The 13606-nt window shown below is 59.8% G+C and carries 11 protein-coding genes; 9 read left to right on the top strand and 2 right to left on the bottom strand.

The window, feature by feature from the left end; translation table 11 throughout:
* Window positions 1-179 precede the first annotated feature (179 nt).
* The 6 genes from FHX76_RS16760 (at window position 180) to FHX76_RS10880 (ending at window position 7949) form a co-directional block, all read left to right on the top strand.
* A complete protein-coding gene (locus tag FHX76_RS16760; protein WP_167150713.1) occupies window positions 180-2648 on the top strand; it encodes an ROK family protein in 2469 nt (822 codons plus the stop codon).
* A gap of 128 nt (window positions 2649-2776) precedes the next feature.
* Window positions 2777-4054 carry an ABC transporter substrate-binding protein gene (locus FHX76_RS10900; RefSeq protein WP_167150712.1) on the top strand — a complete coding sequence of 426 codons (1278 nt, stop codon included), beginning with the start codon at window positions 2777-2779 and terminating at the stop codon, window positions 4052-4054.
* Entirely contained in the window at window positions 4051-4995 is a 945-nt protein-coding gene (locus tag FHX76_RS10895) for a carbohydrate ABC transporter permease (RefSeq protein ID WP_167150711.1), read from the top strand. The genes FHX76_RS10900 and FHX76_RS10895 overlap by 4 nt, the downstream gene beginning before the upstream one ends.
* Window positions 4988-5860 carry a carbohydrate ABC transporter permease gene (locus tag FHX76_RS10890; protein ID WP_167150710.1) on the top strand — a complete coding sequence of 291 codons (873 nt, stop codon included), beginning with the start codon at window positions 4988-4990 and terminating at the stop codon, window positions 5858-5860. Before FHX76_RS10895 ends, FHX76_RS10890 begins: the two co-directional genes overlap by 8 nt.
* 44 nt (window positions 5861-5904) lie before the next feature.
* On the top strand, window positions 5905-6918 hold the full coding sequence (locus FHX76_RS10885; protein ID WP_341777932.1) for a Gfo/Idh/MocA family protein: 1014 nt from the start codon (window positions 5905-5907) through the stop codon (window positions 6916-6918).
* Window positions 6915-7949: a Gfo/Idh/MocA family protein gene (locus tag FHX76_RS10880; RefSeq protein ID WP_167150708.1), complete on the top strand. Its 1035-nt coding sequence runs from the start codon at window positions 6915-6917 to the stop codon at window positions 7947-7949. The genes FHX76_RS10885 and FHX76_RS10880 overlap by 4 nt, the downstream gene beginning before the upstream one ends.
* 73 nt (window positions 7950-8022) lie before the next feature.
* Here FHX76_RS10880 and FHX76_RS10875 read toward each other — a convergent pair whose 3' ends face one another.
* On the bottom strand, window positions 8023-8622 hold the full coding sequence (locus tag FHX76_RS10875; protein WP_167150707.1) for a hypothetical protein: 600 nt from the start codon (window positions 8620-8622) through the stop codon (window positions 8023-8025).
* Window positions 8623-8802: 180 nt separating this feature from the next.
* Between FHX76_RS10875 and FHX76_RS10870 the strand changes: the two genes are divergently transcribed.
* Both FHX76_RS10870 and FHX76_RS10865 read left to right on the top strand, forming a co-directional pair.
* Complete coding sequence (locus tag FHX76_RS10870) at window positions 8803-9543, top strand: YcnI family copper-binding membrane protein (protein ID WP_167150706.1); 741 nt, start codon at window positions 8803-8805, stop codon at window positions 9541-9543.
* Window positions 9543-10157, top strand: coding sequence for a copper resistance CopC family protein (locus FHX76_RS10865; RefSeq protein ID WP_167150705.1), 615 nt, complete (start codon window positions 9543-9545; stop codon window positions 10155-10157). Before FHX76_RS10870 ends, FHX76_RS10865 begins: the two co-directional genes overlap by 1 nt.
* Window position 10158: 1 nt before the next feature.
* Here FHX76_RS10865 and FHX76_RS10860 read toward each other — a convergent pair whose 3' ends face one another.
* Window positions 10159-11079, bottom strand: a complete 921-nt coding sequence (locus FHX76_RS10860; RefSeq protein ID WP_341777931.1) for an EamA family transporter — start codon at window positions 11077-11079, stop codon at window positions 10159-10161.
* A 334-nt stretch (window positions 11080-11413) separates the two neighbouring features.
* Here FHX76_RS10860 and FHX76_RS10855 point away from each other — a divergent pair, with 334 nt between their 5' ends.
* Complete coding sequence (locus tag FHX76_RS10855; protein ID WP_167150704.1) at window positions 11414-13489, top strand: acyl-CoA dehydrogenase family protein; 2076 nt, start codon at window positions 11414-11416, stop codon at window positions 13487-13489.
* Window positions 13490-13606 lie beyond the last annotated feature (117 nt).

Genomic DNA, 13606 nt, shown 5'->3' with positions numbered 1-13606 from the left:
TGAATAAACGGGTTTCATAAGCTGTCGAGCCGCTGGTTGGCTATTGGTATGCCTAAAACCCTTGATTCTTCGGCATAAATGTTCGTTTGACAGGACATACTTGCTCGGGTTATTCTTTCAATCATTCGACTTATGAAAATGACTTTCATAACGAACACAATGTTGTGGAAGGAATAGCTGTGAGCCTCACCGGACCCCACGAGCGAGAGATGTACGCGCTTCGTCAACGCAACTCTGCGACGTGCATTGCCGCGCTTCGTGACCACGGCGTACTGACGCTCAGCGAGCTCACGCAGCTCACCGGCCTCTCACGACCAACCATCGAGACGATCATCACAGAGCTCAAAGCTCGAGGCCTGGTGAGTGACGAATTTGAGGCACCCTCTGCGGCAAGCCGCACCGGTCGCCCGGCCCGTCAGTTCGCCTTTGTAGCGACCGCAGCCCACGTTGCGAGCGTTGACCTCGGCCTGCACAGCATCACCGTCCTCGTGAGCGACCTGTCCGGAACGATTGTGGCATCACTGACCCACGAGACCTCGCCAAGCGTCCGAGGCGGGTCGCTCATTCCCCTCGTTGGAAACCTCGTGCGTCAGGCGATTCATCCCCTCGGTATTCGCGATTTTGAACTCGCATCCGTTGTGGTGTCTGTCACCGGTATCGTCGATGACCGCGGCCGCATGCTCCAATCGAATCTGCTGCCCGAGTGGAACGGCGTTGATCTGGTTGCCAGGTTTGGCGAGAACCTTTCAGCGCCCATCATCGTTGAAAACGACGTCAACATGGCGGCCGTCGCCGAGGTGCACGCCGGTGCCGCAAAGTTCGCCGATGACGTGGTTGTGGTCATGGTCGGACACCGCATCAACTCGGCGATCATCCTTGGAGGCACCCTCTATCGTGGTCGGCACTTTGCGGCTGGCGAGGTCGGCGACCTTGCGGTCACCGGATGGGGCTACAACACCATCGACAAGGGCAGCGTCCTCGGCGCCTATGCTGATGGCACCGTTGAGCGAGTGTTTGATCTCGCTCGCTCTGGTGATCCGGATGCCAAAGAGCAGATCGCGTCGTTTGCCGCTCAGATCATCCAGGGAATCGCGCTCGTTGGGCTCACTATCGACCCAGATCTCATCGTGATCGGCGGCGGTGTCTCTCGCGCTGGTGAGACGTTCCTTGCCATGCTCAACGACGAATTCCTTCGCCTCGTCAAACGCCGCAATGCCCCGCCGCTCGTTGGCTCGAGCATCGGCGCAAACGGAGTTGCGGTTGGTGGCATCGTTCGCGCGCTTGAGGCCGTTTCTGAACAGTTTTATGGTTCGCGTGATCTTGCCGTGCCGAAGCTCTCTATCGAGGGAGTCTGCTCCGAAGACGACACCGTCTCGTTTGGCGCCAGTCTTGATCGCTACGTGTCACAGGGAAATGTCTCCCAGCCAGAGGACGTAGCCGCCGAATCCGCGCCGGCCGGCGGTGCTCGCGACGCGGCATCAGACGACCTCCGCATCGCCGTAGTTGGCTTTGGGATGCGCAGCGCCATCAGCAAATGGGCCCACCAACCAGGTGAAGGCTCGCGAGTTGTTGCCGTCGCCGACTCCAACCCAACAGCCGAAAAGCGAGTTGCCGAGCACCTTGGGTCTGGCATTACGTTTCATACCGACTACCAAGAGCTCTCCTCCAACGATGTTGACGCAGCCATCGTGGTGACCCCAGATGACACCCATTACGAGATAGCGGCGCATCTCCTGCGTGCGGGAATCGCGGTTTATCTTGATAAGCCCATCGCCATCAGCATCGATGACGCCGACGATCTGCTTCGCATCGCAAAGGAATCCGGCAGCAAACTCTACATCGGTCACAACATGCGGCACATGGCGGTTGTTCGCCTCATGCGCGAGATTATTGAGCGCGGAGACATTGGCGAAGTCAAAGCCGTCTGGTGCCGTCACTTTGTTGGCAACGGCGGAGATTACTACTTCAAAGACTGGCACGCCGATCGCAGCCGCTCCAACGGGCTGCTGCTGCAAAAGGGCGCCCACGATCTTGACATCATCCACTGGCTCGCCAACTCCTACACGAGCGATGTTGTTGCGATGGGTGACCTGAGTGTCTACGGAGCGATCACCGACCGGCGCGAACGGCCAGGCGAACTCATGACCGATTGGTTCTCGCTTGATAACTGGCCCCCACTGAGCCAAACCGGCCTCAACCCCGTTGTTGATGTTGAGGATCAGTCGATGGTGCTCATGAAGCTCCAATCCGGAGTCTTGGCAAGTTACGAGCAGTGCCATTTCACTCCAGACTACTGGCGCAACTACACGGTCATTGGCACCGAAGGTCGACTCGAAAACTTCGGCGACGGAGACGGTGGCGTTGTGCGCGTCTGGAACAGCAGGAGTGGCTACAACCCGGGCGGAGACCGCGAATATCCCATCGTTGGCGATGCCGATGGCCACGGCGATGCCGACATGCTCACGGTCGCCGAGTTCGTTCAGTTCGTGCGAAACGGTCACACCACCGAAACGTCGCCAATTGGCGCCCGCAACGCTGTTGCCACGGCCGTTGCGGCCACCGAGTCGTTGCGAAACGGTTCGACTCCACAGCGCATCCGCGAAGTGGACCCCCAACTTGCGGCCTATTTTGCCGCAAACCAGGTGTGACAACGCGACCTGCAGAACGCGTCGTTGCATCCGCTTCACCGAAGTAACCAGCAGAACCATCACACAGTTGCGCAACCCCTCACCCTGATAGGCACCCGCCTGTCTGAAAACGTCAGGAGTAACCAGTAATGAAGAAGAAGAATATTGCACGGCTAGCCCCGCTTGGGCTCGTTGCCGCGCTCGCGCTTTCAGCGTGCTCGGCAAACGGTGGAGACGAAGCCGTCTCCACCGACAGCAAGGCTACGATCAGCTACGCGGTCTGGGATGAGAACCAGGTGCCGGCCCTGAAGCAGAACATCGCCGACTTTAATAAGGAATACCCCAACATCGAGGTCAAGCTTGATGTCACCCCGTGGTCACAGTTCTGGACCAAGCTGCAGACGCAGGCGTCGAGCGATACCCTTCCGGACGTCTTCTGGATGAACGGTCCCAACTTCCAGCTATACGCGGCGAACGACCAGCTCGAGCCGCTTACCGGTCTCATCGATGACAAGAAGATCGACCCCGCAAACTATCCTGAGGCCCTCGATACCCTCTATTCTTACGACGGCACGCAGTACGGCGTTCCGAAGGACTTCGACACGCTCGGCCTCTGGTACAACAAGAGCATTCTTGAGCAGGCCGGAGTTGAGATCCCGACCGACGCGTGGACGTGGGACGAGATCCATGCCGCATCGAAGAAGATTAGCGACACCCTCGGAGACCAGGGCGTGTACGGCATGACCACAAGCCTGACCGGTGGACAGGAAGGCTACTACAACAGCATCCTGCAGGCTGGCGGCGAGATTATCTCCGAGGACGGCAAAAAGAGCGGCTACGACAGCCCGGAGGCGATCGAGGGTATCCAGTTCTGGACCGACCTCATCGCCGACGGATCGATGCCAACGCTCCAGCAGCTGTCTGACACAACCGCCAACGTGTGGTTCACAAGCGGAAAGTCTGGCTTCTTCTACTCGGGAACCTGGATCGTCTCTGAGCTCTCCGAAGCCGAAAACACCATGGACCTCAACGTGGCGCCCCTGCCAAAGGGTGAGCGCCAGGCGACGGTGATCCACGGCCTCGCCAACGTGATTTCGTCGAAGAGCAAGAACAAGGCCGCATCCGAAGCCTTTGTGACCTACCTCGCTTCCAAGGAAGCGCAGACCACGCAGGCAGAGATGGGCGCCGCGAACCCGGCCTTCAACGGCACGCAGACCGCGTTTGTTGACTCGGTTCCGCACTTCGACATCCAGGTACTGCTTGACGCCCAGGACTACGCCTACCCGTACCCAATCTCGAAGAACACCGCAGCATGGACCCAGCTTGAGACAGACCTGCTCCCTGCGGCATTCTCAGGGGACAAGCCGGTCAAGGATGTTGCCAACGAGCTGGCAACCAAGATGAACGAAGCGCTGGCCAAAGAATGACCCTTCCCGCCGGGACAACGCTGGGCGGAATCGCCGCCGCCCAGCGCCCGGCGCGGCAACGCGCCGGCTCCCCAACTGACGGCTGGTGGCCATGGCTGTTTGTCCTGCCCACCCTGCTCGGCGTTCTTGTCTTCTACATTTGGCCGCTCTTTCAGACCGGCTACTTGAGCTTTACCGAAACGGGGCCGTTTGGCGGCGAAACGTGGGTTGGCACCGAAAACTACGCAAAGATGCTCGGCGACAAAAATGTTGGCCTCGCCCTGGTCAACACGGTTGTCTACACGGTCATCGTGTTGCTCGGTATTCCCGTCGCTATCCTCCTCGCGAGCATGGTGAACCGCCCAGGCCTTCGCTTTGCAACGTTCTATCGCGTCCTGTTCTTTATGCCCTATATCGCGATGCCAACGGCAGTCGCGCTTGTATGGCGCATGATTTACAACGGTGACTTTGGAATCCTGAACTGGTTCTTGTCGATTTTTGGCATTGACGGACCCTACTGGACCTCAACCCCTGGCTTTGCGATTGTCGCAGTTGGCATTGTCGGTATGTGGTCGTCCCTCGGGTTCAGCATGATCATCCTGAGTGCCGGGCTGAAGAACATCCCGCCCGACTTCTACGAGGCTGCTCAGCTCGACGGCGCGAGTCGTTGGAAGCAGTTCACCTCAATTACCGTTCCGCTGCTCACGCCAAGCATCTTTTTCGTGACCATCATTTCGGTCATCAACGGTTTCCAGCTCTTTGACCTGCTCTACGCCATTATGGGCTCACGAAACCCGGCAATGCAGCAGAGCCAGTCGCTCGTTTACATCTTCTACAACCAAGCCTTCATCCACAACAACAGAGGGTATGCGGCAGCGATTGCCATGCTCATCCTGCTGGTCATCGGCATCGTGACCTGGTTCCAGTTCCGCATGCAAAAAAGGTGGGTCAATTATGTCTAGCAGTCAGCTTGCCCAGAAGCGCAAGACAAATACGGGATTCTCGCCCGCCCAGCGCGGCACCAATAACAGCAGGGCGCACATCGTGCTTGCCGTTGTCGGCTTCATCATGGTGTTCCCCTTCCTCTGGCAGCTCATCATGTCGCTGTCGACCAACGCCCAGGTCATGAGCGTGCCACCGACCTTCTGGCCAGGAGAGCTGCAATGGCAGAACTTCGCTGCCGTCTTCACGAAGGTTCCGTTCCTGAGTCAGCTTGGTGTCTCGATCACGATCACGGTGCTCCGGGTGCTCGGGCAGGTGGTGCTCTGCTGTATGGCTGGCTACGCGTTTGCCAGGATGCGATTCTCGTTCAAGGGCGTCACGCTTGGCATCATCCTGTCGATCCTCATGGTCCCAAGCCAGGTGTACCTGATCCCGCAGTTCCAGATCATCCAGAACCTTGGCCTGCTGAACACCGTGTGGGGCATCGTGCTCCCCGGCATCTTCAGCGCATTCGGTGTGTTTCTCATGCGTCAGTTCTTTATGGGGCTGCCCACCGAGCTCGAAGAGGCGGCCAGACTCGACGGGGCAAACCCGTTCCAGATTTTCTGGAAGGTGATGCTGCCGCTCGCGGCACCGGGCATTAGCGCGCTGGTCATCATCACAACACTTTGGTCATGGAACGACCTGTTGTGGCCGCTTGTGGTCACGACGTATGCCGAAAGCATGCCGCTGTCCGCAGGACTTGCCACCATGCAGGGAAGCGTCTCGACCGACTACACGGTCATGATGGCTGCCAGCATCATGGCGATGGCACCTGTGCTCATCCTCTTTATTGCGTTGCAGCGTCGAGTGATTGATGGACTTGCCTTTAGCGGCACCAAATAACGTCGATGCCAGCGCTACAAACACCACACCAAGTTAGGACAAACGTGTCACAAGAATTACTCAGAGTCGGCCTCATCGGCGCGGGTGGGATTACCCATGCGCATATGCCAGCGTGGCAAGCTCTCGGAGCACGCGTGAGTGTGTTCTCCCTTGCGGGGGCAGAGACCCTCGCCGAGCAGTACTCGATCACGGCAGTCGACTCGCTCGACGAACTGTTTGCCCAGTGCGACATCGTCGACATTTGCGCCCCAACTCCGTTTCATCGCGAATACGCAGAGGCCGCGCTTCATGCGGGTAAAGACGTCATCTGTGAGAAGCCGGTAGCGCTGAATCGCGAAGATTCGGATGCCATTGGGGAGCTCGCCGAGCGGCTTGGTCGCCAGGTATATCCTGCCCACGTTGTGCGGTTCTTCCCCGAATACGCCGCAGCAAAGGCCGCAGTGCGTGACGGAGTCATCGGCGAGGTCGCTATCTCCCGCTACACCAGAATCGGTGAGTACCCGAGCTGGTCAGCGTGGTTTGGTGACGAATCCCTCTCTGGGGGCATCGTGATGGACCAGATGATCCACGACCTCGATATTGCCAGGTGGATCTCGGGAGAGGTCACCGATGTGTATGCCGTTCGTTCGGTCTCGAGCGGGGGAAACCGGTCGAGCGCCCAGGTCATTCTGACGCATGAGGGTGGTGCTCTCAGCTACGTCAGCGGTGTCTGGGGGGCGCCGGGAACGCAGTTCACAACGAACTTCTCAATTGCGGGTACAAAAGGCGTGCTTACACACGACGCCGCAGCCGACGCGTCCGTATCGCTCAACATGGGCTCGGTTGAGAAGGGTGGGAGCATGCGCCCGGATACCTCGCTCGTTGAGAGCCCGTATCTCACGGAGATCCGCGAGTTTACCCAGGCATTTGCCGGGGGAGCAACACCCCGAGTGACGCTCGGTGACGGTGCACGCGCGGTAGAAATCGCAGAGGCCGCCAACGAATCAATCCGGACTGGCGCGACCGTCTCGGTCCGAACATCCAGCATCGTCAACGCGCCAGCGGAGGTCAGCAAGTGAACCAGCCATCAACCATCCGACTTGGGCTTCTGTCCTTTGCGCATGTCCATGCGGGTTCGTACGCGCAGCTCTTGCGCGATTGGCCTGGCGTCGAGCTCATCACGACCGACCCAGACGGGGCAACCGCGCCTGACGGTGAGCTGCGTGGGCGCGCCTTCGCCGAAAGTCTTGGCGTGACGTACGTAGACACGTACGACGAGCTGCTGGCATGGGCTCCGGATGCCGTGATCGTGACGAGCGAAAACACCAAGCACCGCGCCCTCGTAGAGCGCGCCGCTGCGGCTGGTGCGCACATCCTCTGTGAGAAGCCACTGGCCACAACGGCGGTCGATGCCATCGCGATGCGTGAGGCGTGTGAACAAGCGGGAGTCATTTTGATGACGGCGTACCCCGTGCGGTTCTCGCCTGCGTTTGAGCGCCTCCAAGCGATTGTCAACAACGATGAGCTTGGCGAGCTGATTGCCGCGACGGGAACAAATAACGGAAAGATTCCCGTCGGTGATCGCTCGTGGTTTACCGATCCAGAGCTGTCAGGTGGCGGCGCGATGGTTGATCACATTGTGCACGTTGCTGACCTGCTTGATGCCCTGACCGGGCTCGAGGCCGCCTCCGTTCACGCGGTCAGCAACCAGTTGTTGCACGCAGAGAAGCCACAGGTGCAGGCAGAGACGGGCGGACTCGTGACGATTACGTATACCAACGGATTTATCGCAACGATCGACTGTTCTTGGAGCCAGCCTGACCATGCCCCCACCTGGGGTGGGCTGACACTGCAGGTGGTCGGCGCTGATGGGATTGCCTCGATCAATCCCTTTGCGCAGCATGTTGGCGGGTTCTCCGAGACCGAGCAGAACTCGGTGTTCATCCCGTACGGGTCTGACACCGATCGGATCATGCTTGATGCATTCCTTGACGGCGTACGGACGGGCATTCAGCCGCAGCCAGACGCGAACGTTGGTATCCGTACGCTGAACATTGTGTTGGCCGCCCAAGAATCCGCGCGAACCGGCAGCGTGGTCGTCGCCGGATAAAACGAAGCGGCTGACCACCTTCCAAAGGTGGTCAGCCGCTACACGCACCGATTATGCGGGATGCTGGATGGGGCTAGTAGCTTGCTGCGCCAGCCCCAGCGCCAACGGCGATGGCAAAGATCGAGAGCATGATCGCAACGGTGGCGATCCAGCCGAGCAGCGAAAGGCCGCCAAGCACGAGCCCGGTAATCGACATGCCTTTGCCAGACGGTTCCTTTCGAATGCCAAGAATGCCAAGCACCACGGCCGCCGTTGGGACAACAAAGCCGGCCCAGATAAAGAAGAACGAAACCCAGAAAAACAGGAACGAGACGATTCCGAGCACCATAGCGGTTATGCTCAGGCCCTTTGGCTGAGGCGTGTAGGTTGCGTATGCCCCGCCGTAATATGCCTGTTGGCTGTACCCGGCTTGACCGTATGCGGCCTGCGCGTAGGGTTGCTGACCATATCCTGGTTGACCGTATTCAGGCTGGCCGTACGATGGTGTGCCGTATGGTTGCGGCTGGCCGTACGGGACGACCTGCTGTGTCGTTTCGCCGTAGAGCTGTGGCTGATATTGGGGCTGGTATTGGGGCTGCGTCCCGAACGTTGGAGCAGCGGGCAGCGCAGATTCCGCTGGCGGAGGGGGCGGCCCCTGGCTCGCGTCGCCCTGTGCGTTGTAACTGTCCGTCATGTGTTGTGTCCTCAGTCCGAAAATGTCCCCGTAGAACCATGGTAGTCGCTCGGTATTTCTGGCGGCCTGTTCACTCGCGGATCCCTCTCAGCGACGCAATCTAGACTTGATGTGCTTTGCATCTCTTGCTGGAAACGGGCAGCCCCCGTTGACCGGTTGCACTCTCGACAGAAAGACCCTATGAAACGCTTTGTTCTTCCGACAGCTGTGACCGCGGGCGTTGCCCTTGCCGTGCTGGTTGCCCCAGCGGCGCAGGCGCACGTACACGTAGATCCGTCTTCGACGGCTGCCGGTTCAACGGCGCAGCTCGCCTTCTCGTTTGCGCACGGATGCGAGGGCTCACCAACCACCGCCCTCGAAATCAGCGTCCCAGACTCGATCGTCTCGGCAGTTCCAAACGTCAACCCAGCCTGGAGCGTCACGACTGAGAAGACTGGCGACCACGTCGACACGGTTCGCTACACGGCGCTGTCGCCAGTTGCCGATGGGCTCCGCGACACGGTCACCGTCCAGGTCGCTCTGCCAGCAGATGCCGAGGGGCAGACGCTCGACTTCCCCGTGCGCCAGATCTGCGAAACCGGCGAGACCAACTGGGCCGATATCGCCGCCGATGGTCAGTCGGAAGATGACCTTGAGCTTCCGGCACCAACCGTTGAGGTGACCGCCGCGAGCGCAGAGGGTGGCCACGGACACGCCTCGGATGCCAAAGAGGCAACCGAGCATGAGGCATCCGCCACTCCCGCAACCGAAACCGAACCACAGCCAGATATTCTTGCTCGCGTCTTGGCCGTTGTTGCACTCATACTGGGTGCAGGGGCGGCGGCTTCGGTCTTCACCCTCAACCGACAGCTGCGGCGCCGGCCCTCCACGGTGTCCGCACCACAGCAGACCGAGCAGAAGCTCAGTGATGGAGGCAACTAATGCGTACTCGTAAGACCTTTGGCGTTCTTCCCAGACTGCTGCTGATCGCAGGTGCGGCCACCGCCCTGACCATCGGGCCTGCCACGGCAGGGCTCGCTCATAATCAGGTCATTGGCACGTCGCCGGAGGCAGACTCGATCGTAACAGTGCAGCCAAAAGAGCTCAGCGTGACCACGAACGATGCACTCATCGATCTTGAGGCCTCAGCCATGATCGTCGAGGGCCCGGACGGGCTGTTTTATAACGATGGCTGCGCCGTTGTTGATGGCAACTCGGTTACCGGAACCGCCGAGCTTGGTGCCTCAGGCAAATACACCGTGACCTATCTCTTCACCTCAATCGATGGTCACGCAACCGAAGGAACGTTCAACTTCACCTGGGACCCGGCTGAGGGCGAGCCGATCGCCAACGGGCTCAAGACGCAACCAGTGTGCGGAGTGTCTGGGTCGAGCGTTGATAATCAGGAGATCCACGAAGCGACTGATGCGCCCGTCCAGGGCGAAAGCGTTTGGGTAACCGTGCTTTGGATTGCCGTTGCCGTTGCCGCTGTTGGCGGAACGGTGCTGCTGGTGATTGTGAAGGCAAAGCGTTCGCCGCTGCCGCCAACTGAATAACCTAGCGTTCCGGCACGTGCGGGGGGTTGCTCCCCGAAGCCCAGACGAGTGCGGCACCCGAACCAACGACGGCAACAATGCCGAGGACCGCGGTGAGGGTCAGCGATTGGCCAAGGATAACGGCGCCGGCGACGGCTCCAACAACAGGGTCGATGCTGAAGAGCGTGCCAACTACCCTCGACGAGGATACCCTTGCGGCGAGAGTGTCAGCCGTAAAGGTGAGGACAACGCCAATGGTAGCTGAGACGAGCAAAATGCCAGCGCTGTTGAGATCAACCAGATGGAGCACCGGAATGCCAAATGGGAGCGAGAGCACAGCGGCAAACGCAACGGACAACGCGAGGCCGCTCATACTGTCGTTTGTCTTCCCAACGCGCGCTGAAAAGACGGTGTAGAGGCCAAAGAAGAGCGCAGCCCCGAGCCCGAAGGCGTATCCGATGAGGTCGAAGTGGCCGCCAGGGCCCGCGATGAGCACAACACCGGCGAGCGCCCCGACGGCGCAGAGCGCCTCGGTTATCCGGCGGGAGGCGAGGAGCGCCACGGTGATTGGCCCCAAGAATTCGAGCGTTACCGCGACACCGAGCGGTAGCCGTTCGATCGCGGCGTACAAGCACATATTCATGGCTGCCATTGAGGCGCCGTAGATTGCTATCCCGAGCCAGTTGCTGCGTGATCTCCCTCGCAGCTTTGGTCGGAAGATGGCCAGCAGGATGAGAGCTGCGACAAGGAACCTGAGGGAGCTGGTGCCGAGGGTCCCGAACGTCGAGAAGAGCCCGGACGCGAGTGCAGATGAAACCTGGACTCCGAGCGAGCCCGCGAGTACGAGTGCGGCGGCCATGAGGACGTTCTTGCGGCTCAGCGGCCCATCAGGTCGCGCAAACGTGCTCGTGCGGGGCGGTGGGGTTGTGCTGTTGACGGACACGGTGATTGGTGGCGGCTTTCGGCTTGGGCTGGCTGCGGTGAGACTGGGTAGTCATACGGTAGCAATTGTTTCCTCGCGTAAGGGTGGTTTTTGGCTCTCGATGGTGAGTAGCGTTGCCGCGACAAGGTAAACCGATGTCTTGCGGCATTCCAGTTTGGCTGCGAATTGTTGATTCTCTGCGAAGCACTCACGTGTGGGTTGTAGGTAGTCTCTAGTTGTGTTCGATGCCCGCCGACCGAATTTGTGCGGACCGAACGGGAGGTTGTGCGCTGCCAGAGGTCCGACTTAGCGTTGGTGTTCAACGCTTATTTCTTGAAGTGACGAAGGACCAACGATGGTAGACACTGCTTCCTCTGTGACAACAACTTCCGGCGCAGCACGCGCCACAGACCAGGGTGCTCCGCAGCTGAATGTTGCGGCACTTGCTGACCAGCTTCTCGGAACGTGGAAGAAAGAGCGGCTCGAGGCCCGCGTTACCGCGGCAAAACCTGAGCTCCATCAGGTGAATGGCCTCAGCATGGATGAGCACCGCACGCGTGTGCTCGGCCAGCTCAAGATCCTTGTTGACGAAGGCGCTATCCAGCGCGCCTATCCAACATCCGTTGGTGGCGGCGATAACCACGGTGGCAATATTGCTGCCTTTGAAGAGCTTGTGACCGCCGACCCATCGTTGCAGATCAAGTCTGGCGTGCAGTGGGGCCTCTTTGGGGCTGCAATCCTGCACCTCGGCACAGCCCCGCACCACAAGAAATGGCTGCCTCAGGTCATCAACCTTGAGATTCCTGGCGCCTTTGCCATGACTGAAACCGGACACGGGTCGGATGTTGCGAGCATCGCAACCACGGCAACGTTTGACGAGGCCACCGGCGAGTTTGTCATCAATACCCCGTTCCGTGGTGCCTGGAAAGATTACCTTGGCAACGCCGCCCTGCACGGCATTGCGTGTGTCTTGTTTGCACAGCTGATTACCAAGGGTGTAAACCACGGTGTTCACGCCTTTTACGTCCCCCTCCGTGACGCATCTGGCAACTTCCTGCCTGGTATTGGCGGCGATGATGACGGCCTCAAGGGTGGCCTCAACGGCATCGATAACGGCCGGCTGCACTTCACCGATGTCCGCATCCCTCGCGAAAACCTGCTCAACCGCTACGGTGACGTTGCTGAAGACGGGAGCTACACGAGCCCGATCGACAGCCCAGGTCGCCGATTCTTCACGATGATTGGCACGCTGGTTCAGGGTCGCGTCTCACTCGATGGCGCCGCGGCTGCCGCGATGAAGCTTGGGCTGCAAATCGCGCTCACCTATGGTTCTGAGCGTCGGCAGTTTGTCGCTGGAGACGGCAAACAAGAGCAGGTCATCCTCGACTACCAGCGTCACCAGCGGCGCCTCATCCCGAAACTCGCCGAAACCTTTGCGGTTACGTTTGCGCACGAACAGCTGCTCGTCAAATTCGACGAGGTCTTCAGCGGGCGAGACGACTCAGATCAGAACCGTGAAGATCTTGAGACGCTGGCCGCTGCGCTCAAATCCTTGTCAACGTGGGCCGCGCTGGACACCCTGCAAGAGTGCCGCGAGGCGTGTGGTGGTTCCGGCTTCCTTGCCGAAAACCGACTCACCGGTCTTCGCGCCGATCTTGACATCTATGTCACCTTCGAGGGCGATAACAACGTGCTGCTCCAGCTTGTGGCCAAGCGTCTCCTCGGCGATTACAGCCGCAAGTTTAAGGGTGCAGACTTTGGCGTTATGGCCCGTTACGCGGCCGACCGGGCGGGAGACACCGTACTGCACGGTACCGGCCTTCGCCAGCTTATCCAGAACGTTTCAGACCTCGGCTCCACCGGTCGGTCGGTCGGGCACGTCCGCGAAACCGAGTATCAGCGTGAGCTCCTCACCGGCAGGGTCAGCACCATGATTGCCACCATCGCCGACCGCCTCAAGGATGCCTCGAAGCTTTCGAAAGAAGAGGGCGCTCGACTCTTCAACGAGAATCAGAACCAACTCATCGAGGCAGCTCGGGCGCACGGTGAACTGTTGCAGTGGGAGGCCTTCACCGAGGCCGTCGAGTCCACCTCCGACAGCGGTAACAAGCAGATCCTGACCTGGTTGCGGGATCTGTTCGGGCTCAGCCTCATCGAGAAGCACGCTGCCTGGTATCTCATCAACGGCCGCCTTTCAGGACAGCGAGCAGAAGCCGTTACCGCGTATGTTGACCGCCTGGTTGCGCGTATCCGGCCGTACTCACTCGACCTGGTTGAGACCTTTGGCTACACGCCGGCGCACGTGCGCGCCCCCATCGCAACGGGGGCAGAGAAGGCCCGCCAAGACGAGGCGCGCGCGTACTACGAGCAGTTGCGCCGCGATGGCAACGAGCCCGTCCACGAGAAAACGCTAAAGGCAAAGAAGCGTTAGCGGCCCAACCCCGCCCCACCGCGATCCCCGCGGCGAATCCACCTGACCCAAATGTGCCTATTTGTCAAAGAATAGGCACATTTGGGTCATCTCGAATGGTTTGAGGGGTGCGCGGCG

The sequence above is a fragment of the Lysinibacter cavernae genome (assembly GCF_011758565.1).
In the GTDB taxonomy this organism is placed as follows: Bacteria; Actinomycetota; Actinomycetes; order Actinomycetales; family Microbacteriaceae; genus Lysinibacter; species Lysinibacter cavernae.
This window is presented reverse-complemented; position numbering and strand designations above follow the sequence as displayed.